This window comes from Nocardioides sediminis (assembly GCF_003047295.1).
GTDB classification, from domain to species: Bacteria; Actinomycetota; Actinomycetes; order Propionibacteriales; family Nocardioidaceae; genus Nocardioides; species Nocardioides sediminis.
In genome coordinates this window covers 482,387-502,876 of sequence record NZ_PZYZ01000002.1, presented here as the reverse complement: position 1 = coordinate 502,876, position 20,490 = coordinate 482,387, and the positions used below count along the sequence as shown (strand labels likewise).

24 protein-coding genes are annotated in these 20,490 nt (G+C 72.5%); 7 read left to right on the top strand and 17 right to left on the bottom strand.

Annotated elements, in window-relative coordinates:
• Positions 1-101: 101 nt before the first annotated feature.
• Positions 102-1,583, top strand: a complete 1,482-nt coding sequence (locus DAI17_RS07210) for a DEAD/DEAH box helicase (RefSeq protein WP_234412329.1) — start codon at positions 102-104, stop codon at positions 1,581-1,583.
• A gap of 85 nt (positions 1,584-1,668) precedes the next feature.
• On the opposite strand, the gene DAI17_RS07205 is transcribed toward DAI17_RS07210, so the two are convergent.
• The 3 genes from DAI17_RS07205 to DAI17_RS07195 all read right to left on the bottom strand — a co-directional run bounded on the left by DAI17_RS07205 (position 1,669) and on the right by DAI17_RS07195 (position 4,112).
• Complete coding sequence (locus DAI17_RS07205; RefSeq protein ID WP_107772208.1) at positions 1,669-2,538, bottom strand: exonuclease/endonuclease/phosphatase family protein; 870 nt, start codon at positions 2,536-2,538, stop codon at positions 1,669-1,671.
• Between the two features lie 63 nt (positions 2,539-2,601).
• A complete protein-coding gene (locus DAI17_RS07200) occupies positions 2,602-3,273 on the bottom strand; it encodes a L,D-transpeptidase (protein WP_107772207.1) in 672 nt (223 codons plus the stop codon).
• A 5-nt stretch (positions 3,274-3,278) separates the two neighbouring features.
• Positions 3,279-4,112, bottom strand: coding sequence for a ParA family protein (locus DAI17_RS07195; protein WP_107772206.1), 834 nt, complete (start codon positions 4,110-4,112; stop codon positions 3,279-3,281).
• Between the two features lie 60 nt (positions 4,113-4,172).
• Between DAI17_RS07195 and DAI17_RS07190 the strand changes: the two genes are divergently transcribed.
• A complete protein-coding gene (locus tag DAI17_RS07190) occupies positions 4,173-4,973 on the top strand; it encodes an SDR family NAD(P)-dependent oxidoreductase (protein ID WP_107772205.1) in 801 nt (266 codons plus the stop codon).
• Positions 4,974-4,990: 17 nt separating this feature from the next.
• Here the strand turns inward: DAI17_RS07190 and DAI17_RS07185 are convergent, their stop codons facing one another.
• The 5 genes from DAI17_RS07185 to DAI17_RS20905 all read right to left on the bottom strand — a co-directional run bounded on the left by DAI17_RS07185 (position 4,991) and on the right by DAI17_RS20905 (position 8,519).
• Positions 4,991-5,863, bottom strand: a complete 873-nt coding sequence (locus DAI17_RS07185) for a PHP domain-containing protein (protein WP_107772204.1) — start codon at positions 5,861-5,863, stop codon at positions 4,991-4,993.
• 48 nt (positions 5,864-5,911) lie between these two features.
• Positions 5,912-6,556: a DUF6758 family protein gene (locus DAI17_RS07180; RefSeq protein WP_234412327.1), complete on the bottom strand. Its 645-nt coding sequence runs from the start codon at positions 6,554-6,556 to the stop codon at positions 5,912-5,914.
• 31 nt (positions 6,557-6,587) lie between these two features.
• Positions 6,588-7,166 (bottom strand): histidine phosphatase family protein, encoded by a 579-nt coding sequence (locus DAI17_RS07175; protein WP_107772203.1) that lies wholly within the window; start codon positions 7,164-7,166, stop codon positions 6,588-6,590.
• A 37-nt stretch (positions 7,167-7,203) separates the two neighbouring features.
• Positions 7,204-8,274: a MaoC family dehydratase gene (locus tag DAI17_RS07170; RefSeq protein WP_199904979.1), complete on the bottom strand. Its 1,071-nt coding sequence runs from the start codon at positions 8,272-8,274 to the stop codon at positions 7,204-7,206.
• Between the two features lie 71 nt (positions 8,275-8,345).
• On the bottom strand, positions 8,346-8,519 hold the full coding sequence (locus tag DAI17_RS20905) for a DUF5302 domain-containing protein (protein WP_159081401.1): 174 nt from the start codon (positions 8,517-8,519) through the stop codon (positions 8,346-8,348).
• A gap of 164 nt (positions 8,520-8,683) precedes the next feature.
• Between DAI17_RS20905 and DAI17_RS07165 the strand changes: the two genes are divergently transcribed.
• From DAI17_RS07165 to DAI17_RS07155, 3 genes are all read left to right on the top strand, one after another.
• Complete coding sequence (locus DAI17_RS07165; RefSeq protein ID WP_107772202.1) at positions 8,684-9,253, top strand: hypothetical protein; 570 nt, start codon at positions 8,684-8,686, stop codon at positions 9,251-9,253.
• A 76-nt stretch (positions 9,254-9,329) separates the two neighbouring features.
• On the top strand, positions 9,330-9,803 hold the full coding sequence (locus DAI17_RS07160; protein WP_159081400.1) for a sigma-70 family RNA polymerase sigma factor: 474 nt from the start codon (positions 9,330-9,332) through the stop codon (positions 9,801-9,803).
• Positions 9,800-10,516 (top strand): hypothetical protein, encoded by a 717-nt coding sequence (locus DAI17_RS07155; RefSeq protein WP_107772200.1) that lies wholly within the window; start codon positions 9,800-9,802, stop codon positions 10,514-10,516. Before DAI17_RS07160 ends, DAI17_RS07155 begins: the two co-directional genes overlap by 4 nt.
• Before the next feature lie 154 nt (positions 10,517-10,670).
• On the opposite strand, the gene DAI17_RS21220 is transcribed toward DAI17_RS07155, so the two are convergent.
• Both DAI17_RS21220 and DAI17_RS21215 read right to left on the bottom strand, forming a co-directional pair.
• Positions 10,671-11,273 (bottom strand): HNH endonuclease signature motif containing protein, encoded by a 603-nt coding sequence (locus tag DAI17_RS21220; protein ID WP_234412325.1) that lies wholly within the window; start codon positions 11,271-11,273, stop codon positions 10,671-10,673.
• Positions 11,203-12,102, bottom strand: coding sequence for a hypothetical protein (locus DAI17_RS21215; RefSeq protein ID WP_199904978.1), 900 nt, complete (start codon positions 12,100-12,102; stop codon positions 11,203-11,205). The genes DAI17_RS21220 and DAI17_RS21215 overlap by 71 nt, the downstream gene beginning before the upstream one ends.
• 196 nt (positions 12,103-12,298) lie before the next feature.
• Here DAI17_RS21215 and DAI17_RS20900 point away from each other — a divergent pair, with 196 nt between their 5' ends.
• Complete coding sequence (locus DAI17_RS20900) at positions 12,299-12,793, top strand: phosphotransferase (RefSeq protein ID WP_159081399.1); 495 nt, start codon at positions 12,299-12,301, stop codon at positions 12,791-12,793.
• A gap of 51 nt (positions 12,794-12,844) precedes the next feature.
• Positions 12,845-13,333 (top strand): hypothetical protein, encoded by a 489-nt coding sequence (locus DAI17_RS07145; RefSeq protein WP_159081398.1) that lies wholly within the window; start codon positions 12,845-12,847, stop codon positions 13,331-13,333.
• Positions 13,334-13,521: 188 nt separating this feature from the next.
• Here DAI17_RS07145 and DAI17_RS07140 read toward each other — a convergent pair whose 3' ends face one another.
• The 7 genes from DAI17_RS07140 to DAI17_RS07110 form a co-directional block, all read right to left on the bottom strand.
• Complete coding sequence (locus tag DAI17_RS07140) at positions 13,522-14,328, bottom strand: class I SAM-dependent methyltransferase (RefSeq protein WP_107772197.1); 807 nt, start codon at positions 14,326-14,328, stop codon at positions 13,522-13,524.
• Positions 14,328-15,422 carry a hypothetical protein gene (locus tag DAI17_RS07135; protein WP_107772196.1) on the bottom strand — a complete coding sequence of 365 codons (1,095 nt, stop codon included), beginning with the start codon at positions 15,420-15,422 and terminating at the stop codon, positions 14,328-14,330. Before DAI17_RS07135 ends, DAI17_RS07140 begins: the two co-directional genes overlap by 1 nt.
• 10 nt (positions 15,423-15,432) lie before the next feature.
• Positions 15,433-16,305, bottom strand: a complete 873-nt coding sequence (locus DAI17_RS07130) for a sulfotransferase (protein WP_107772195.1) — start codon at positions 16,303-16,305, stop codon at positions 15,433-15,435.
• A 1-nt stretch (position 16,306) separates the two neighbouring features.
• A complete protein-coding gene (locus tag DAI17_RS07125; protein WP_107772194.1) occupies positions 16,307-17,503 on the bottom strand; it encodes an acyl-CoA dehydrogenase family protein in 1,197 nt (398 codons plus the stop codon).
• Between the two features lie 97 nt (positions 17,504-17,600).
• Positions 17,601-18,683: a hypothetical protein gene (locus DAI17_RS07120; protein ID WP_107772193.1), complete on the bottom strand. Its 1,083-nt coding sequence runs from the start codon at positions 18,681-18,683 to the stop codon at positions 17,601-17,603.
• Between the two features lie 10 nt (positions 18,684-18,693).
• On the bottom strand, positions 18,694-18,921 hold the full coding sequence (locus DAI17_RS07115) for a DUF6752 domain-containing protein (RefSeq protein WP_107772192.1): 228 nt from the start codon (positions 18,919-18,921) through the stop codon (positions 18,694-18,696).
• On the bottom strand, positions 18,918-20,486 hold the full coding sequence (locus DAI17_RS07110) for a class I SAM-dependent methyltransferase (protein WP_159081397.1): 1,569 nt from the start codon (positions 20,484-20,486) through the stop codon (positions 18,918-18,920). Before DAI17_RS07110 ends, DAI17_RS07115 begins: the two co-directional genes overlap by 4 nt.
• Positions 20,487-20,490 lie beyond the last annotated feature (4 nt).

Here is a 20,490-nt window from a genome sequence, read left to right as displayed (position 1 = left end):
GGACCCCTCCGGTCAGTCCCGGCGCCGACGCATGTGCGCGGCTGGCTTGCTTCTCGGGTCCGCCGCTCCCACGGACTCGATTCTTGAAGAAAGCGAACCGCATGACCACCTTCCGCGAGCTCGGGGTGCTCCCCGAGATCTGCGACGCGCTCGAGCGCGCCGGCATCACCACTCCCTTCGCCATCCAGGAGATGACCCTCTCGGTCGCCCTGATGGGCACCGACCTGATCGGCCAGGCCCGCACGGGCACCGGCAAGACCCTCGCCTTCGGCATCCCGGTGCTGCAGCGCTCGGTCGCGCCCTCGGACCCGGCGTACGCCGACATGCCGCAGGGCAAGCCGCAGGCGCTCATCGTCGCCCCCACCCGTGAGCTGGCGCTCCAGGTGTCCAACGACCTGCACCTCGCCAGCGCCGACCTCGGGCTGCGCGTCCTGACCGTCTACGGCGGCGTCGGCTACGACACCCAGCTCGACACCCTGGCCTCCGGCGTCGACATCGTCGTCGGCACCCCCGGCCGGCTCATCGACCTGGCCAACCGCCGGGCCCTCGACCTCTCCCACGTGCACGCCCTCGTGCTCGACGAGGCCGACGAGATGCTCGACCTCGGCTTCCTCCCCGACGTGGAGCGACTGCTGCGGATGACCCCGGAGACGCGGCAGACGATGCTGTTCTCCGCCACCATGCCCGCCGCGATCGTCTCGCTGGCCCGCATGCACATGCGGCACCCGATGAACATCCGCGCCGAGTCGTCGTACGAGAACGCCACGGTGCCGGCCACCGCGCAGTTCATCTACCTCGCCCACGACCTCGACAAGCCCGAGATCATCGGCCGCGTCCTGCAGGCCGACGACGCGGAGAAGATGATCGTCTTCACCCGCACCAAGCGCCAGGCCCAGCGGATCGCCGACGACCTCGCCGAGCGCGGCTTCGCCGCCGCTCCCCTGCACGGCGACATGGCGCAGGTGGCGCGCGAGAAGGCCCTGGCCAAGTTCCGCGAGGACAAGCTCAAGGTCCTCGTCTGCACCGACGTCGCCGCCCGCGGCATCGACGTGCGCGGCGTGTCCCACGTCGTCAACTACACCTGCCCGGAGGACGACAAGACCTACGTCCACCGCATCGGGCGCACCGGCCGCGCCGGCGCCAGCGGCACGGCGATCACGCTGGTCGACTGGGCCGACGTCGCGCGCTGGAAGATGATCAACAAGGCGCTGGACCTGCCCTTCCCCGAGCCGCTCGAGACCTACTCGACCTCCGAGCACCTCTTCCACGACCAGGGCATCCCGTCCGGCACCAAGGGCCGCCTCGTGGAGCCGGCGCCGGTGGAGCGCAAGCCGCGCGAGGACCGTGCCCCGGCGGGTGAGCGCCAGCAGCGCGCGCCCCGCAACCGCAACCGCAGCCGGAGCCGGACCCGGGGCGGCGCCCCGGTCGAGGCCGGCGCGTCCGCCACGGCGGGCGCCGGCGCGGACACCGGCTCCGACAAGCCGGCGGGCGAAGGCACCAGCCCCAACCGCAACCGCAACCGCAACCGGCGTCGTCGTACCCGCTCGGGCGGCTCCGCCAGCCCGGCCGCGGCCACGGACTGACCTCCGCGGGCACCCCGAGGGTGCCCGGACGCACAGGGACCCGGCGCCTCACGGCGCCGGGTCCCTGTCGCGTTGCGGGGTGCGGTCAGTTCTTGGAGGGCACCCAGGCCTTGGCGGTCAGCGCCGGGTGGTCGCTGATGCCGTTGTAGACCTTGGCGAAGTCGGAGAACTCCGCACGCGCGCCCATCATCCAGTCGGGCCCGCCGAAGCGCGGGACCGGGCACGGCTTCTTGGCGGTGCCGCCGTTCATCGAGACGAGCGGCGTCGCACGGGCCACCTTGGTGCAGAACTCCGAGCGCTCGTTGACGTCGCCGATGGCGAAGACCGGGCGGTCCTTGCCGAGCATCGCCTTGATCTGCGCGATCTCCTTGGCGGTGGAGACGTCCCGCTCGGTCTCGTGGCCGCCGGGGGCGTTGTGGATCGCCATCACCCAGAAGCCTCGGCCGGTGTCGCGGTCCTTGAGGCGGATGTAGGGGATCGGACGCTGCCAGCCGAGGAACGGGCGCATGACGTAGCCCGTCTTCATCAGCTTGACCTCGGAGGTCTTCCAGGCGAGCTGGATGGCGGAGCCGCGGGTGCCGAGCGTGCGGCGCGGGAAGAAGTTGTAGCCCGACATCGTCCGCTGCATCTGGCGCAGCTGGTCCTTGGCGACCTCCTGGAAGGCCGCGACCGTCGCCTTCTCCTTCTGCACCCACCGTGCCGCGCGGCCGGCGCGGTCGACGCCGCCACGGGCGATCGAGGAGCTGAGGATGTTGAAGGTCGTCAGCCGGACGCCGTACCCGTTGCGGGGCCGGTCGGCCGTCGACGGGGCGGGCGACGTCGTGGTCGACGCGGGGGTCGTCGTGGTGCTGGTGGCCGGCTCTGCGTGGGCGATCCCGGTCGTGACGGCCGGGGTCGTGCTGAGCCCGAGGGCCAGGACGCCGGCTGCTACGAGGGACGTGGTCGTCGTAGGCATCCGCGCACTGTAGGAGAGCCCCTCGGCGTGGCGCCAAATCGTCGTACGCCCGGGCACCGGGGGTCAGACGACGACCACGGTGGTGCCGGTGGTGGCGAACCTCCACGTCGCGACGGCGTCCGGGAGCGCCTGCCGGATGCACCCGTGGGACTGCGGCGTGCCCAGCTGCGCACGGGTCTGCAACGGCTCCCCGTCCTTGGTCGGTATGGAGTGGAAGCCGATGGCGGCCCGCTTCCCGTGCGCGAACCGGACGAAGTACTCCATCACCCCCGAGTCGTCGATCCCGACGGCCCAGCGCGAGCGGGACCACACCTCGTAGGTGCCGGGGCGGAGGTTGTCGGTCAGGCTGCCGCTCACGAGGTGGGTACGCCGCACGGTGCCGGTCGCGGTGACCAGCCAGACCCGCTGTGCGGACTCGCTGAAGACGACCCGGCGGCCGGAGCCGGAGCCGGAGCCTGCAGGCAGGGCGGTCGGGTCGGCCCCGGGCGCTGCGGTGCCGGGCGTGGGGGCGTCGGGGCTGGGCGCGGTCGTGGGAGCGTCGGCGGCCGGAGTGGCCGCCGTCGGGGTCGCCCGGGTCGCGAGGCGGGCCGTGGGCCGCTCGGCCGCCACCGCCCCGTCACGCTCGACCGGCAGCACTCCGGCTCCCCCGAGCACCGCCACGGTGGTGACCGTCGCGGAGGCCAGCACCAGCACGACCCGGCCCCAGCGGGCACGGGTGGACCGGCGGCTGGTCATCGGCGTCAGGCCCGGCGGGCGGTCTTCGGGGTCTTGCCGGCCTTCTTGGCCTTGGGTCGCTGGGAGCGGGTGACCAGGTTGGTGGCCACCTCGCGATAGGCCTGCGCCCCCTTGTTGCTGCGGTTGGTCGCGAGGATCGAGCGGCCGGCGGCGGGCGCCTCGGCGAACTTGATCGTCTTCGGGATCGGCGGCTCGATGACCTCGAGGTCATAGGTCTCGCTGATCGTCTCGAGCACGGTGCGTGCGTGGTTGGTGCGTCCGTCGTACAGCGTCGGGAGCACGCCCCACACCTCGAGCGTCCGGTTGGTGAACCGGCGCACGTCGTGCACGGTGTCGAGCAGCTGGCCGACGCCGCGGTGCGACAGGGTCTCGCACTGGAGCGGCACCAGGACGCCGTCGGCGGCGGTGAGGGCGGCCACCGTCAGCACGCCGAGGGAGGGCGGGCAGTCCAGCAGGACCCAGTCGTAGCCGGCCTCGTCCTCCTCGAGCTGCTCGACGACACCCTTGATGACGTGCTCGCGACCCGTGCGGGTGAGCAGGTCGGCCTCGGCGCGGGCGAGCTCGATGGTGGCCGGGAGGAGGTCGACGCCGTCCTCGGTCTCCAGGATGACCTCGGAGGGGTCCACGCCCTTGGTGAGCACGTGGTGGACCGAGATGTCGAGGTCCTCGGGGTCGATGCCCAGCGAGAAGGTCAGGCACGCCTGCGGGTCGAGATCGACGAGGAGGACCGAGTGGCCCTGCTCGGCGAGCGCGGCGCCGATGGAGGCGACGGAGGTGGTCTTGGCGACGCCGCCCTTCTGGTTGGCGACCGCGAGCGTCACTGCACGTGATCTGGTCATCGGGGCCCATCATGCCCGACCCGGTTGCCCGCGGCGCGACGACACCTGAATGCTGGGCGCATGACTTCAGCAGCCGCGCCCGTCCCCCCGGCCGTCCACCCGGTCTCCCGCCCCACCGCGCTGGTGACGGGGGCCACCGCCGGCATCGGCCTGGAGTTCGCCCGGCAGCTCGCGCACGGGGGCCACGACCTGGTGCTGGTCGCGCGCGACGAGACGCGGCTGGAGGCGGTCGCGGCGGACCTCCGGGCCTCCGCGGGCGTGCGGGTCGAGGTGCTGCGCGCCGACCTCGTCGACGCCGACGACCTGGCCCGGGTCGAGGAGCGGGTGGCGGACCGTCAGCGTCCCGTTGACCTGCTGGTCAACAACGCCGGCTTCGGGCTCAAGAAGCGGTTCCTCGACAACCCGGTCGAGGACGAGGTCGCCATGCTGCAGGTGCTGGTCACCGCGGTGCTGCGGCTCTCCCACGCCGCCCTGGGCGCGATGACCGAGCGCGGCCGCGGCGGCATCATCAACGTCTCCTCGGTGGCGGCGTTCCTCCCGCGCGGCAGCTACTCGGCGGCCAAGGCTTGGGTCAACAGCTTCAGCGAGTGGGCGGCCCACGAGTACCGGGGCGCCGGCGTGACGGTGACCGCCCTGTGCCCCGGCTTCACCAAGACCGAGTTCCACGAGCGGATGCAGGTCAGGCGGGGCGACGGCTTCATGTGGCTGGACGCGGCCTTCCTCGTGGAGAGGGCGCTCGAGGACCACGCGAAGGGTCGGGTGTTCTCGGTCCCCGGCGCCCAGTACAAGGCCGTCGTGGCCCTCGCCCGCGCCGTGCCCACCGGGGTGCTCCAGCGGTTCCAGTCGATCGGGCGCCGGTAGGAGGCCGCGGCCGGGGCTCAGGGGACGAGCAGCGCCGGGGTCGTCCGGCCGCTGGCGCTCGCGGCGTCGCCCGCACGGTGCAGGAGCCGTTCGAGCTCCTCGGGCGCCGTCGTGTTGCAGCCGAGGTCGTGGTCGACCTTGCCGAGGCCGTGGTGGTCGCTCGAGCCGGTGGCGACCAGGTCGAGGTCGTCGGCCAGGCCGCGCAGCTCGTCGCGGACCGGAGCCGGGTGGTCCTGGTGGTCGACCTCCAGGCCGGCGAGGCCCAGGCCGGCCAGCCGCGCGATCTGCTCGGGCGTCGGGCCGCGGGAGCGTCCCCACGGATGGGCCAGCACGCTGACGCCGCCGGCCGCGGCGACGAGGGAGACCGCCTCCTCCAGCGGGATCGCGTAGCGGTCGATGTACGCCGGACGGCCGGGGTTGAGCCAGGCGGCGAAGGCCTCCTCCCGGCTGGCCACCACGCCGGCGTCGATCAGGGCGTCGGCGACGTGCGGCCGCCCGGTGGCGGCCGCGTCGCCGGCACGACGGCGTACGTCGTCCTCGGTCAGCTCCACGCCGTGCGCGCGCAGCTTGGCGCAGATGGCCGGGACCCGGTCGTTCCGCCCCTCCAGCACGTCGGCCAGGGCCCGGGCCAGCGGCGGGTACGTCGGGTCGGGCAGGTAGGCGAGCAGGTGCACGGACGCGCGGCCGAGGCGGGTGCTGATCTCCATGCCGCGGATCAGGGTGATGCCCACCTCCCCGGCCGCGACCTCCGCCTCGCCCCAGCTGTCCGCGGTGTCGTGGTCGGTGATCGCGACGACGTCGAGGCCGGCCTCGTGCGCCCGGCGGACCAGCACGGCGGGGGTGTCCGTGCCGTCGCTGACCGAGGAATGCGTGTGGAGGTCGATGCGCACGCGGTCAGTCTGGCACCGGACGGGGGCGGGACGCGGATCGCCGAGACCTCACCAGCCCGGGTCCGGGCCCCCGAACGCGAGCTCCACCAGCGGCGGGCCCAGGCCCGCGGCGTCGCGCAGGATCCACTCGTCGCGCAGGAGCAGCATCGCCGACGCCGGCCGGATGACCAGCCACAGCCAGCGGCCCGATTCCTCGCCGACGAGCACGAAGCGGTCCAGCTCGACCCCCGGCGTTCCGGCAGGGGCGGAGCTGGTGGACACCGGCCACATCGGCACGGAGACGTGCCCGACCCGCACCTTGGTCAGCGGCGGGTCGTCCCCGAGGTCGCCGGGGGTGTCGCCCGGCAGTCGCGCCACCCGCGTGCCGACACCGGTCCCCGGCTCCTCTGTGACGACCAGGACGTCGACCGGGCCGTCGATCGCGCTGGTGCCCGACGAACAGGTGACCGTCGCCTGGGGGCCCTCGTCGGCGCCGGCCACGACGCCGAACCCGCTGATGTGCCATCCCGGCCCGAGCGGCCAGGGAAGGAGCGTCGGGAAGCCGCCAGCGCGCTCGAGGTGCTCCACGAACGCCTCGTACGACGCCTCCACCGGCCGCCACAGTGCGGTGACCGGGCCATGGTCGCGGCACGCCCAGCCCCCATCGGCCCGCACGACGGGCCGCGGGCAGCGAGGGCACCCAGGGTCGAGCATTGCTCCACGGTGGCGGGGGCGTCGGGGCGCGTCAAGAGTTCCAGCGCAGCAGCACCGGTGACTCCCTCTCCCAGCCGAGCACCGACAGGGTCGAGGTGTCGAGCCGGAAGTGCCGGCCGGCTTCGACGGGGAGGTGCAGCCAGCGCGCGGTGAGGGCCCGCAGGGCGTGCCCGTGGCCGAAGACCAGCGTCCGGCCCGCCTGCTCGCGGGCCCGGGCGACGACCCGGTCGAGGCGCGCCGAGACCTCGTCCGCGTCCTCGCCTCCCGGCACCGGGTGCGTCCACACGCTCCAGCCCGGGACGGTTTCGCGGATGCTCGCCGTGGTGACGCCCTCGTAGTCGCCGTAGGCCCACTCGACGAGGTCCTCGTCCACCTCGGCCTCCGGCCGACCCACCAGGTCGGCGGTGGTCCGGGCGCGGCGGCGGGGGCTGGTGAGGACCAGGTCGAAGTCCACGTCGGCCAGCCGCGGCGCCAGCTCGCGGGCCACCTCGACGCCGTGCTCGGTGAGCGGCAGGTCGGTTGTGGACGTGTGCCGGCCGGACCGGCTCCACTCGGTCTCGCCGTGCCGGACGAGCCACAGCTCCTGGGTCGAGGTGGTGTGGACGTTCATCCGGCGAGTGTGGCACCGCCGGCGGTGGCGCGTCTCCTCAGGCGGGGACCAGCGCCCAGAGGTCGAGGTCGAGCAGCACGCCCTCGGCGTACTTCCCGTCGTCACCGCGCAGCGTCATCGACTCGTCGCGTCCGCGCGTGGCGACCAGGCGCAGGCGCAGGGCGCCGACCTCCGGCGCGTCCGTCTCCGCCGTGTCGAGCACCTCGGACCAGGCGTGGATAGTGTCGCCCGCGAAGGCGGGGGCGACGTGCGAGCCGGCGTTGATCGCGGCGACCAGCTGGGCGTTGGCGAGGCCGTTGAACGACAGCGCGCGCGCCAGCGAGATGACGTGCCCGCCGTAGACGAGCCGCCTGCCGTCGGGGCGGGCATCGGTGCTGAAGTGCACCTTGGCGGTGTTCTGCCACAGCCGGGTGGCCATCATGTGCTCGGCGTCGGTGAGGGTGACGCCGTCGACGTGGTCGATCTTCTCGCCGACCGTGTAGTCGCCGAGGCGGTGCGGCTCCCCCGCCGCCGTGAAGTCGTACGCCGTGAAGTCCAGGCCCTCGGGGACGACCAGGTCCTCCGGGGCGACCACCGGGGCGAGGTCGGGCACCACGGTCTCCGGGGCCGGTGCGTCGACGTCGCGCTTGTGGACCATGACCCAGCGGCACCAGTCCAGCGCCGTCTCGCCGCGCTGGTTGGTGGCCGTGGACCGGACGTGGACGACGCCGGTGCGGCCGTTGGAGTTCTGCTTGAGGCCGATGACCTCCGAGGTGGTGCGCAGCGTGTCCCCCGGGACGACGGGGCGGTGGAAGCGGCACTCGGCGTACCCGAGGTTGGCCACCGCGTTGAGCGAGACGTCCGGCACCGTCTTGCCGAAGGCGACGTGGAAGGCGATCAGCTCCTCGACCGGGGCGGGGCTCAGGCCGCAGGCGGCGGCGAACTCGGCGCTCGACGCGATCGCGAACCGGCTGGGGTAGAGCGACCCGTACAGCGCGCGGTCGCCCTCGGTGATCGTCCGCGGCGTCGCGTGCTCGATCACCTGCCCGACCGTGAAGTCCTCGAAGAAGTTGCCGGGGTTGGTCTTGCTCACCGTGCTGGACGCGGGGCTGGGCGTGGGGCTCGACATGGCCCGTATCGTGCCGCACCCGCGCCCGGATGGGCGCGGGTGCTCACGTGGTGCTCGTCACGACGGGTGACTCAGGACCCGCCCCCGCCGGCCTTGCGGCGGTGCATCTTGGGCGCTGCTCCCCCGGCCACCTCGGCCCCGTGGGCCTTCTCCTGGACCGGTCCGTCCTGGTGGACGCCCTTCTCCTTGGTGTTCTTCTTCTCCAGCGCCTCGCGCATCTTGGCCTTGAGGTCTTCGTTGGTCATCCGTCCTCCTCTGGTCTGGCCTCCACCCTGCCAGCCGCGTCCGTGCGGGTCGAGGGGTTTCGGGGGCGGTCGCGACCATCGGGCACCGCGCGGGGACCTCCTCCCCTGTCGACCGGCATCGCACCGCGTGACGCTGGGACTGCACGGCAAGGAGGTGACGTCACATGCGAGCCATGGGCGCGGCGCTCGCCGCCACGGCGCTGCTGGTCACCGGGTGCTCCGGCGGCACGGACGACGACGCGAGGACCGCGGGCACGTCGTCGTCGAGCCCGGCCGTGACAGTGACTCCCGCCGCGCCGCCGACCTCCGTCGACTACGGGCCCGTGACCCTGGTGACGGGCACCGACACCTTCTCGCTCGACGAGGGGAGGGTCAGGTCGGACCCGGACGGCACCAGCCACGGCCGAGGAGGCAGGTTCTGGTCCACGCTCGAGAGCGATGACGAGCGGGTCAGCGGAACCCACGTCGCGACGTGGAGCACGGACCGGTGGGGCACCGCGTACGACGGCGCGCTGGTGCAGTGGGGGAAGTCCCGCATCACCAACGACGGCGGCGCCTGGGTCGGTCGCTACACCGGCGTCTACACGCCCCAGACCCACGACATGATGACGTGGTGGTTCACCGGGACCGGGGGCTACGAGGGCCTGTCGATGTACATGTGGGAGACGACGTCCGGCGGGTTCGAGGCGACGTTCCACGCGCTCGTGTTCCCCGGCGAGCCTCCCCCGTCGTGACGCCGCCGGGGCGAGTGGTCGCGGCCGTTCTGCAACGGAGGTGCAACGCTGGACCCTGGTCGGACGACAAGAGAGTGTGACCGAACTGAGGGGGATCGAGCCCGGGATGCCGACGCTCGAGGCGACGTACCGGGAGCTGCACCTGCCCTTGCGCAGGCTCGCCTTCCTGCTGACGGGCTCGCGGGAGACGGCCGAGGACGTGGTCCAGAACGCCTTCGCCTCCGCTCAGCCGCGCTGGGACGGGATCGAGGCCCCGGCCGCCTACCTGCGGCGCAGCGTCGTCAACCTCGCCAAGGACCACCATCGCCGAGAGCTCCGCCGACGCCGGCTGCTCCGGGTCGAGCCAGAGGCGGTGACGGCGATCCCGGAGCTCGACGAGACGTGGGCCCTGATCCGGCGGCTGCCGTCCATCCAGCGTGCCGTCGTGGTGCTCCACTTCTACGAGGACCTGCCCCTGGTGGAGGTCGGCCGGCTGCTCGGTCGCCCCGCCAGCACCGTGCGCTCCGACCTGCGTCGCGCGCTCGCCCGACTCCGGAAGGACCTGTCATGACCACCACGCGTCCCGACGACCGACGTGACCTGGACCAGCACCTCCGTCGTACCCTCGCCGCCGTCGCGGCCACCGTGCCGGAACAGCCGCCGGTCTCCGCCCAGGCGGCGACGAAACCCCCCCGGCGCCGCTGGCGGCTGCTCGTGGGCGTCGGCGCAGCCGTCGCGGCCGTCCCACTGGCCGCGGCCGCGGTGGTCGGGTTCGGACCCGAGCACGTCGACCGGATCCCGCCCTCCGACCCGATCGTCAGCGGCAGCCTCGACGGTGAGCGCTGGTGGATCGTCGACGGTCGGGACGTCCCGCGGTGCGAGGGCCATCCCTCCGGCATCGAGGTGATCGCCGAGGACGGCAACATCGTGGGCCAGGAGTGGAACACCGTCGGCTACTTCTTCGGCGAGCCCACAGCGGGCGGGTGTGCACCTCGGTCCACCAACGCGACACCGGACTACTCGTACTGGTCCGACGGTGGCCAGGTGGTCGGCGACGGGATGCTCTGGGTGGGTGCACTCCACCCGGAGGTCGACCAAGTACGGGTCGCCATCGGCGGCGACGAGCCGTTCGAGGCCAAGACCTTCGAGCACGAGGGCGGCACCTACTACGCGGTGGAGGTCCCTGCGGGCACCGCCACGTTCGTCGTCGACTACCTCGTCGACGGTGAGGTCGTCGTCCCGCCGCCCGGGGAGTCCGCCGAGCACGTGATGCCTCCGGGGTGAGCGCGCGGCATCGAGGCCGCGGTCGCATGACGGTGCCGGCACGCGTGATCGCCGCGACCGTGTCGGCGCCCTACGACGCATCCGCCCCAGCGTGTGCCCCGGACGCGCCTGTGACCCCGCCGCTGGCAGTGTGGCGGGGTACGGGGCGTGGTGGCTACTCGTCGGGTGGGTGCAGGTCCGGGTCGCTGCATCGATCGTCCCGGAGGACGTGGCCGGGTTCGGGCCCGGCCCGTCCGGTGAACCGGCTGCCGGTGTGGTCGCGTCGATAGGTCCAGCCCAGCGGGCTGGTCCAGTCGAAGACGCCGGGTTCGGTCATCCGGTAACGCCAGCGGCCCTTCGTCTTGAGCCGATGATGGCGGCGGCACAGGGCGGCGAGGTTGTCGGTGCTCGTCGGTCCGCCCCGGTCGGGGTGGTCGTGGTCGTAGGGGACGATGTGGTCGAGGTCGCCGAGGCGGGCGTTGCGGCCGCACCACGGGAACACGCACGTGCCGTCCCGGACGATCCCGTAGTCCCGCATCGCCGCGGTCGGGGTGTAGCCCTTGGTCTCCAACCGTTCGCGGAGGTCGATGACCGGCTTGATCATGACTCGGGCGTCGGGGCGGCCGCACCAGGCGCGGACCTGCTCCACCGACAGCAGGCGTTGGCCGGCCTGCTCGACACGGGCGCACAGTGCCTCACCGGTCGCGTCACCAGTCGGGCCCGCCAGGCCGGTGATGGCGTCGGCGGACAGGTGGGCGTAGATGACGATCTGCGTCACCGGCGCGGTCGGTTTCGCGGCTCGCACCCCGACCACCGCCGACACGTGGTCGCCATCCTCGGTGTCGTCGGTCTGGTCGAAGCCGAGGGTCAGCTGCCGGCGCGCCAGGTCCCCCCAGCGCCGTGGCCCGACGCCCGTCGACGGTGTCGGTGGACCCCAGCTTCGCGAGGTGTTCCGCGCCCGACGCGACCGCCTCGCGCAGGGCGAGGGCGTCGCGGATCTCCAGGTCCGCCTCCAGGTGCATGGTGCCGTCGAAGGAGACCTGCTGGATGTCGAAGGTGACGTTGCGCTTGTCCGCCGACTTCTCCAGCGCCTTCTCGACCTCTTCGGGCATGAACCTGACCCGGGCCTCGTCCACCACCCTGCCCAACGCGGAGGGGGTGAGCCGGTTGGCGCACCAGAACACCTGCTCGTCCACATACGTGGCCGCCTCGAGCGTCAGGTCCAGGGTGGTCTGCGCGATCACCCGCGCCCTCCACCCCGCCACCAGTCCCGCCTGCACCGCACCCCACAGCTGCGGAAGCCGGTAGGCCACCTCCACGCACTCGGTCAGGAACCGCCCCGCGGAGTCGCACGTGCGACCGAGCATGGTCGCGAACTCCGGCACACAGAACTCATCGATCGACGGCGACCCCTCACCCGCGAACGTCTTCGGCGAGGTGAAGCACGCCTCCGCGTGCACCGGGTCGGCCAGGTGCAGATCCGCCCAGCGCACGCCCAGCCGCATCATCTCCACGTCGTTGCGATCGGCGGCCTGCTTGCGTTCGCGCACCGCGCGCAGCAGCTCGGCCGGGGTGTCCGGCAGAGCGGGAGCGGTGGTGTCGGGCATGCACCCATTCCAGCAGGGACCACCGACAACGGACCCCCGGAAACCGGCCTCCCGACCACACTGTGGACACGACCACGGCGGAGTTCTTCGTCGCCGGCTGGCACCTATTGGGTGTGTCCGTACAGGCGAAGCCGGTTACCGATGAGCGGATGCAAATCGGATGGCACCCGCCGCGCGAACCGGAAGGGATGACCGGGTGAGTCAGCTCCACAGCGACGAGCTATCGATCGACGTCCCGCTGGTACGTCGCCTGGTCGATAGGGCGTTCCCCGAGTACGCCGGTCACGACCTGGTGCCTACTCGCGATTCTGGTTCGTCGAACGCCCTGTTTCGCCTCGGGGAAGACATGCAGGTGCGGCTGCCACGACAACCGGGCGGCGGCGCAACCATCGACAAAGAGGCGCGGTGGCTGCCCTTCGTGGGTTCTCGCATCACCTTCGCCGTTCCGACGGTCCTTGGCATCGGCGAGCCTGACCTCGGCTACAGCGAGCGCTGGGAAATCACGCACTGGCTCGACGGTGCGAGCGCGGCACCTCCGCGGCCGGGGTGGGGCAACAGTGCGCCTGCTGGACTCGCCACGAGGCATCCGCTGATGCCGATGACAGCGGGTCGGCAACGACGCGCGTCCACGACGAGAACCGGAATCTCGTTGTGTCCGTCACACTCAGTGTCGATCAGGGGGGACGGATGAGGACACTGCTGGGTGCGTCGGGGTCATGGCGCGTTGGCTCGGGTGAACGGCATGTCTGAACGCCGGTACGCCACGGCGGCAGCACTGTCGCTCGCCATGGGTCTCCTGGCGGGCTGCGGGCCGAGTCCAGCCGGCTCCGGCGGGCTGGTCGGACACATGTCCGGTACGTCGGACGTGGCGGGTCAGCCGGGCGACCCAGCCGTCGGTGGCGGCATGCTTGCGATAGTGCCTATCGCGGCCATGGATGGTCCGTTCTGGGAGCTCACCGGCGAGGATCGGGTCGCCGATCCACTGGCCTGGTCCCACCTGTCAGCGCAGCTGAGCGAGGCGCAGGTCACCCAGCTGGGCGGCAAGGTGGCGACTATCGACGGCGACGGTGACTTCCGGGTCAAGGAGCCGCCCGGGGAGTACGCCGTGTGCTACTGGCCAAGTGCTGTCGGAAGCCGGATCTGGGGGTGCTCGGCTGTCGAACTCCCGACGGAGGGTGAGCTCGAGGCTCTCTGGGGCGAGGCGGGCTTTCACCTCGGGGTCGTGGGTTGACCGAGGTCGGACGGCTCGATGGAGACCTCAAGAACGTCCGGACAGGCCGCGACCCGAGCGTCCGCTCATGCCGAGATGAGTCGCACCGGGGTGCCTGCCGTGGCGAGGACATCAGCGTGCCCGCGGCGTGCTTGCCCGGGCGTGCGGGAGACAAGCCGCACCTCGACCACCGATAGGGCCGGACGACGTCAGGGCCGTGCGAGCAGCTGGACCCGTTCGGTGAGCTTCCCAAGCATCAGGTAGACCTGCCAGAGACACTCCCCCAGCATCACGTCGTACGCCGCGTCGCCGAAGGCCGAGCGGTACCGCTCGGGGTCCCGCTGGAGCCGCGCGACGCGCAGGAGCGCCCGGGAGGCGAGCCCCGTGCCTTCCTCCGCGTGCTCGGCCCACTCCGAGCCGAGGTCGGCCGTCGCCTCCACCACGAGACCGGAGCCGCGGACGGCGCCGTCGGCGGTGTCGCGGTCGACCGACGAGGGCACGACGCCCAGGACCGGGAACAGCCAGTCGGCCTCCTCCGGCGCGAGCAGGTCGGTGGCGAGCACCTGGTGCACCAGCGCACGCCCGCCCGGCCGCAGCACGCGATGGACCTCGCGGTACGACGACGCCAGCGACGGCACCCGCTCGAGGATGTCGGTGCACCACACGAGGTCCACGGAGGCGTCGCGCAGCGGGATCCGGTCGGCCGTGCCGCGCTCGAAGGACACCCGGGAGGCGACCACCTCGGGCTCCGAGCGCCGCGCCTCGCGGGCGAGGTCGAGGTGGCGCTGCACCGGGTCGATGCCGACCACCTGCAGCCCGAAGTGGGCGGCGAGACGGAAGGCTGCGGCGCCCTCGCCGCAACCCACGTCCACGGCCACGCTGTCGGGAGGAAGGTCCAGGGAGCGCACGGTCGCGAGCATCATCGAGGGGTCGCGCGGGCCCAGGCTCTCCTCGAGCAGTGCCGCGAACGGCGCCTCGAGGCGCGGCCAGGTGTCGTGGAGGAACGCGGGCGCCATCAGCCCGACCCCCCGTCGTCCAGGTCGTCCACGTCGTCGGAGGAGTCCGACGGGTCAGAGGAGTCGGACGACCCCGCGCCGGCCAGTCGGATCTGCTCGGCGAGCACCCCGGCCAGCCCGGCGATCGCGGCGTCCGCGACCAACGTCGGCGAGACCGTCGCCGGGTCGACGCCGGGCACGTCCACCGGCGTGAGGTCCGACCAGGAGCCGACCAGCGAGACCCCGAGCTCGTCGAGCGCCGAGACCATGTGCCCGGCGTGGTCGACCACCCAGGGCGCCACGGGGAGCCCGATCGCCGGCTCCTCCTTCTTGCGCGCCGCCAGCACCTGCTTGGCCAGGACCCCCTTGCGCAGCTCGGTGCCCTCGGGGAAGACGAGGCCCTCGTCGTTGAGCAGCTCGTTGACCCGCCGGATCACCAGCGTCGACGCGGCCCCCACGGACTCGTTGCCCATCCGGGCGGGCGCGAACCCGTCGGGAGACGTGCCCAGCACCGAGCAGAACCGCTCCCAGAGGAGCTCACGCGGGGCGCCCGGGGGCGGCACGGTCACGACCACGACGTTGGCGGCGCCGACCTCCTCGCCCCAGGTGCGGGCGAAACGGACGATGTTCTGCTGGCGCCAGAAGGTGCGCCCCGACTCAGGCGGCTCCGCCGACTCGTCGCGGTGACCGGGGCGCCAGGCCTCGATCCCGGCGAGGTAGTCGGCGAAGGTCCAGGTGCGGCCGTTCTGCACCGTCTCCTGCCACATCGCGGCGATGGAGCGGTTGAGGTCGCGGGCGGTGACCACGACGGTCACCTCGTGGTCCGGGAAAGATGCGAGCACACGGCGTACGACGACCGGCCGCACGGGACCGAGGTACTCCATCGAGATCACCGACGTGCCCTCGTGCGCCTGCACCTTGCCGGCCATCTTCGCCCACTGGGCCTCGCCGGAGCCGAGCACGTCGCGCGCGGCCATCACCTGCGAGAGCCAGTTCATGCCGGGCACGAGGATGCCGCGCTCGGCCAGCATCCGCTTGTTGGCGAACAGCCGCGACTGCACGTAGCTGGTGCCGGACTTCATCGCTCCCACGTGGAGCACGAGCCGGCGGGACATGGGCGTCACCCTAGTCGGCGACCGACCCGTCCGAGTGCTGCGGCTCGGTGTGCTGGTGATCGGGGTCCTGGCGCGCGAACGGGAACGGGCCGTGCCCCGTCGCGAGGACCTCACGCGCCGAGGCGAGCACCGACGGCGTCACCGGCGCGCCGGTCACGAACTCGCCCAGCCGTCGTACGACGTCGTCGCGGGCGTCCGGGTCGGGCCCGGTGAGCTCCTCGTAGCGCACGTCGTGGACGCGGTCGGGGCGCGTGGCGCGCAGGTGATCCTGGATCTCCACGACCCGCTCGATGAGGGCGCGCGCCTCGTCGGCGTCCGCCTCGCGCCAGAACCCCGACCCGAGGACCCGCTCGACGTCGCGGGTGTTGAGCACGTAGCGCACCCCGGGGAAGGCCTTGTCCATGGTGTCGAAGAACGCCGCGGTCTCCTCCGGCTCGATCCGGTGCCAGACGACCTCCTTGAAGCCGATCACGTCGTAGTCGTCGGCGTCGAGGTTGCCCACCACGCCGGTCGTGACGACGTCGTTCATGGCCTGCATGAAGGCGCTGCGACGGATCGCCTTGAGTCCGTAGAACGCCGAGACGACGTTGCGGGAGCCGTGCTCGCCGTGCAGCTCGCGGAACGCCCGCACGCGCGCCAGCGCCCGGTAGAGGTCGAGCAGGTAGAGGTCGTTCTCGCCGCGCACCAGCACCCGGGGGAACGCGTTGAGCAGGCCCTGCACCAGCGTCGAGCCGGAGCGGCCGTAGGTCACCACGAAGACGTAGCGGTACCGCTCGCGCGAACGGCGGGCCGCCGCGGCGGCGAGCCCGGCGCGGAACCCCTCCTCGCGCGCCTGGTCGAGGCGCGCGTCGAGGCGGCGACGGACCGGCGGCGGGAGGTACACCTCAGCCCTTGAGCTGGTAGTCCTTGAGGACCGACCGGCCGATGATCATCTTCTGGATGTCCGAGGTGCCCTCGCCGATGAGCATGAACGCCGCCTCGCGGTAGAGCCGCTCGATCTCGTACTCCTTGGAGTAGCCGTAGCCGCCGTGGATGCGGAAGGAGGCCTCGACGACCTCGTTGCAGTACTCGGACGCGAGCATCTTGGCCATCCCGGCCTCGACGTCGTTGCGCATCCCCTTGTCCTTGGTGCGGGCCGCGCGGACCATCATCGTGTGCGCGGTCTCGACCTTGGTCGCCATCTCCGCGAGCCGGAACAGGATGGCCTGGTGGTCGGCGATCTTCTTGCCGAAGGTCTCGCGTTGCTGGGAGTAGGCCACCCCGAGCTCGAAGGCCCGGTTCGCGATCCCGCACGCGCGGGCGGCGACGTTGACGCGGCCGACCTCGACGCCGTCCATCATCTGGTAGAAGCCCTTGCCCGGCTCCCCGCCGAGCACCTGGTCCGCGGAGAGCCGGTGGTTCTCGAAGACGGCCTCGGTGGTGTCGACGCCCTTGTAGCCCATCTTGTCGATCTTGCCGGGGATCGTGAGGCCGGGGGCGGTCTCGCCGTAGCCCGGCTCCTTCTCCACCAGGAAGGTCGTCATGTTCTTGTAGACCGACTCGGCGCCCTCGTCGGTCCTGCACAGCACCGCGATGAGCGTGGACGTGCCGCCGTTGGTCAGCCACATCTTCTGCCCGTTGATGACGTAGTCGTCACCGTCGCGGACCGCCTTGGTCTTGATCGCCGACACGTCGGAGCCCAGACCCGGCTCGGACATCGAGAACGCGCCCCGCACCTCGCCGGTCGCCATCCGCGGGAGGTACTTGCGCTTCTGCTCCTCGGTGCCGTGCTGCATCAGCATGTAGGCCACGATGAAGTGGGTGTTGATGACGCCCGAGACGCTCATCCAGCCGCGGGCGATCTCCTCCACGCACAGCGCGTAGGTCAGGAGCGACTCGCCGAGCCCGTCGTACTCCTCGGGGATCATCAGCCCGAAGATGCCGAGCTCCTTGAGGCCGTCGACGATCTCCTGCGGGTACTCATCCGCGTGCTCGAGCTCCGTCGCCACCGGCAGGATCTTCTCGTCCACGAACTGCCGCACCGCCTTGAGGATCTCGGTCTGGTCCTCGGTGAGTCCGTCGGTCTGGCAGAGGCGACCCATGGCGGGAGTCCTTCCGTTGGAGGGCGTGACGGCTGGCTACCAGCCGGTAGTTGGGACAGCCTAGGTGCGGGCGGTCCGCCCCGGCACATGAGACAGGTCACACACCGCGCAGCGCCTGGCGCAGCCGGGTCAGCCGGGACGGCGGGTCGGCCGGTGCGGACGTGCGCTCGGCCCGCCGCTGCAGGTCGCCCATCAGCGTGGCCACCAGGTCGACCGCGACCTCGGCCACCTCGGCGTCGGTCACCGAGTCCGGGTGCCGCCGGGGCGGCAGGTCCTCGGGGACGCGGAGCAGGTCCGGGTCGCCCACGACGTCGTACGCCGCCGCGCGCAGCCGCTCCACCGCCCGCTCGCCGCGGGCGCGGGCGTCGGCCACCTGGTCATCGGCCGGCCAGAACGGCTCCCCCCGCCGCGGCACCAGCCGCTCGTCGGCGAGGAAGGAGCGCAGCCACACCCCGCGGGCACGGGCGGTGTTGAAGCCCTTCAGCCGCTCGTTGACCCGGCGCAGGGTCTCGGCCTCGACGACGCCCATCGAGGCGTTGGCGAAGCCGCGCGTGGCGTCGCAGGTGGCGGGGTCGATCCCGAGCACCCCGGCGAACCGCTCCCACAGCACCTCGCGGGCCGAGCCGGGCGGCGGCGGCGTGATGACGTGCAGCCGCTCCGCCGGCACCGCCGGCGCCCACCGCTCGAGGACCAGGCCCAGGTCCAGGGCACGCCAGTCCCACACGGCGCGGGGGTCGTCGGACTCCCCGCGGCCGTAGTCGGCCAGCCGGGTGGTCGACTTGTTCTTGAGCGACTCCTGCCAGCTGGAGGTGAAGAGGCCGAGCGGCTCACGGGCGGTGACGACGACGTGCACCTGGGCCGGGGCGAGCTGCTCGACCATCCGGGCCGCCTGCTCCTGCGACGCCGCGCAGAAGAACTCGTGGCTCACCAGCGAGTCGCCCGACCAGTCGGCCACGTCGGCCCGGACCCGGTCCCACGCCTCCGAGGCGCCCGGACCCCGGCGCGCGATGCCCGGGTCGTCACGGACGATCATCGAGCTGAAGAGGTGGTCGCTCTTGCGAGCGCCCGGCAGCAGCAGCCCCGCCTCGCGCAGCCGCTCCCGTCCCGGCCAGGCGATGGCCTGCAGGTAGGACGTGCCGGTCTTGGGCAGCCCGATGTGGACGAAGACGCGACGGCTCACCGCGGGGTCCTCACGACCCCAGCTCGTCGACGTACCGCCGGACCAGCGCCGCCGACTCCTCGTCGCGCTGGGCGAGCGGGACCATCAGCTCGGTCACCACGTCGAGCAGCTCGGCGAAGCGCTGGTGCAGCGCCTGCCCCTCGGCCACCCGCTCCTCGAGCGACGCCACGGTCGCCTCCAGCGCGTCGACGCGCGCCTCCAGGTCCTTGCGGCCCCCGTCGTTCGAACGCAGCCTCATCGCTTCTCCACCTCCAGGCGGCACGTCCGCCACTGCTTGTCGCGGGACGGCTCCTCGCCGTACCCGTAGTCGATCGGCTCGCCGACCAGGTCCTCGCGCCCGCTGACCACGAACCCGCGCGCCACCACGTCGGCGACGAGCGCGTCGACGTCGACCGGTCGGGTCAGCGGCGGGCGTCCCTCGGCGTCCTCGACCGCCTCGGTGAGGACCTCGAGGTGCACCCGCTCCCCGGGCCGCAGCACCATCGAGACCAGCCGCCAGAAGTTGTCGACGCCGTACGGCGAGGTGCTGTCGACGAGGTGCCGCGCGAGCACGGTGCGAGGTCCGGGCCGGGCCGCGAGCAGGGCCCCCCAGGCCAGCACCTGGCGCAGCTCGAGCAGGTTCATCGTGTGCAGCTCGGCGGGCCAGCCCTGCTGGGCGGCCTTCGCGGCGATGAACGTCATCGCGGTGCCGGAGTAGTCGAGCCCGACCGCCGGTCGCCCCTGCTTGGCGAGCCAGCGCACGTCACGCCCGCGGCCGCAGCCGACGTCGACCACCCAGGTGCCGGGCTCCTCGCGCTCGTGCAGGTGCTCGGCGAGGTGGTGGGGCGGCTGGTACGGCGGCAGCAGGCGGGCGAGCCCGTAGCGGTGGTCCCACTGCGGACGGTTGACCCGGGTGCCGCGGAACCACGCGTCGAAGCGACGCTGGGCGGAGTCGTCCTTCTCGAACTTGAAGGCCGGGTCGGGCACCTTCCAGCCGGGCCCGTACATCGCCTCGAGCAGCGGCTCGGGTCGGGCGGGGGCCGGGAACGTGCGACCCTCCAGCGTGGTGGTGCCCAGCGGGAAGATCCACTCCCGCTCGAACGGCGCCCAGACCTCGCCCATCAGCGCCAGGTGATCGCCGGAGAAGAACCCGCCGAAGACGTCGAGGCCGCGCACCGACCCGTCGGCGTCGGGCACGTCGATCTTGAACGCCGCCCCACTGTGCCTCGACGTCGGGTAGCCCTGCCGCTGCACCGCGCGCTGCACCCGGTGCGACTCCCGGACCACGTCCAGCGGGTGCGTGTGGTGGCTGACGTAGCCGACGTCCGCGTCGCTGTCGTGGCCGATGAAGGCGCCGTCGCGCACGGCGCCGAGCAGGGTGCCGTACGCCGGGAACGCCTCGAGGCCCTCCGCGCGCAACAGCCCCAGCACGGTCTCGAGGGCGTCGAGCAGCGGCTCCAGCTGGCCCTCGTCCTTGGTCTCGAACGTCTTGACCAGCCGCCCGTAGTTGTCGATGCCGAGCGGGGCGCCCTGGCGGTCGACCACGCTCACGCGCTCCTGGGAGGTGCCGAAGCGGACCTCGTCGTCGTGCACCACCTCACCGGTTCCCAGCGTGACCGTCACACGGGTGACGCCGTCAAGGTGCATCTCCAGCCGCTCGGGCCAGCGCACCAGCCAGCCCGCCCCGTCGCGGACGGCGTCGCGCCGGCTCCAGAAGGACCAGATGCGGCGACCGTCGAAGGCCAGGTTGCACAGCACGTCGGGGCCGACGAGCCGGATGCCCTCGGAGTCGACCCGCACCTCGGTGACGGCAGCAGCAGCCATGGCG

What these genes read in the sequence shown, in the direction of transcription:
- DAI17_RS07210 (WP_234412329.1), top strand. Translation starts at nt 102, where the DNA reads ATGACCACCTTCCGCGAGCTCGGGGTGCTCCCCGAGATCTGCGACGCG.
- DAI17_RS07205 (WP_107772208.1), bottom strand. Translation starts at nt 2,538, where the DNA reads ATGCCTACGACGACCACGTCCCTCGTAGCAGCCGGCGTCCTGGCCCTC.
- DAI17_RS07200 (WP_107772207.1), bottom strand. Translation starts at nt 3,273, where the DNA reads ATGACCAGCCGCCGGTCCACCCGTGCCCGCTGGGGCCGGGTCGTGCTG.
- DAI17_RS07195 (WP_107772206.1), bottom strand. Translation starts at nt 4,112, where the DNA reads ATGACCAGATCACGTGCAGTGACGCTCGCGGTCGCCAACCAGAAGGGC.
- DAI17_RS07190 (WP_107772205.1), top strand. Translation starts at nt 4,173, where the DNA reads ATGACTTCAGCAGCCGCGCCCGTCCCCCCGGCCGTCCACCCGGTCTCC.
- DAI17_RS07180 (WP_234412327.1), bottom strand. Translation starts at nt 6,556, where the DNA reads ATGCTCGACCCTGGGTGCCCTCGCTGCCCGCGGCCCGTCGTGCGGGCC.
- DAI17_RS07175 (WP_107772203.1), bottom strand. Translation starts at nt 7,166, where the DNA reads ATGAACGTCCACACCACCTCGACCCAGGAGCTGTGGCTCGTCCGGCAC.
- DAI17_RS07170 (WP_199904979.1), bottom strand. Translation starts at nt 8,274, where the DNA reads ATGTCGAGCCCCACGCCCAGCCCCGCGTCCAGCACGGTGAGCAAGACC.
- DAI17_RS20905 (WP_159081401.1), bottom strand. Translation starts at nt 8,519, where the DNA reads ATGACCAACGAAGACCTCAAGGCCAAGATGCGCGAGGCGCTGGAGAAG.
- DAI17_RS07165 (WP_107772202.1), top strand. Translation starts at nt 8,684, where the DNA reads ATGCGAGCCATGGGCGCGGCGCTCGCCGCCACGGCGCTGCTGGTCACC.
- DAI17_RS07155 (WP_107772200.1), top strand. Translation starts at nt 9,800, where the DNA reads ATGACCACCACGCGTCCCGACGACCGACGTGACCTGGACCAGCACCTC.
- DAI17_RS21215 (WP_199904978.1), bottom strand. Translation starts at nt 12,102, where the DNA reads ATGCCCGACACCACCGCTCCCGCTCTGCCGGACACCCCGGCCGAGCTG.
- DAI17_RS07145 (WP_159081398.1), top strand. Translation starts at nt 12,845, where the DNA reads ATGTCTGAACGCCGGTACGCCACGGCGGCAGCACTGTCGCTCGCCATG.
- DAI17_RS07140 (WP_107772197.1), bottom strand. Translation starts at nt 14,328, where the DNA reads ATGGCGCCCGCGTTCCTCCACGACACCTGGCCGCGCCTCGAGGCGCCG.
- DAI17_RS07135 (WP_107772196.1), bottom strand. Translation starts at nt 15,422, where the DNA reads ATGTCCCGCCGGCTCGTGCTCCACGTGGGAGCGATGAAGTCCGGCACC.
- DAI17_RS07125 (WP_107772194.1), bottom strand. Translation starts at nt 17,503, where the DNA reads ATGGGTCGCCTCTGCCAGACCGACGGACTCACCGAGGACCAGACCGAG.
- DAI17_RS07115 (WP_107772192.1), bottom strand. Translation starts at nt 18,921, where the DNA reads ATGAGGCTGCGTTCGAACGACGGGGGCCGCAAGGACCTGGAGGCGCGC.
- DAI17_RS07110 (WP_159081397.1), bottom strand. Translation starts at nt 20,486, where the DNA reads ATGGCTGCTGCTGCCGTCACCGAGGTGCGGGTCGACTCCGAGGGCATC.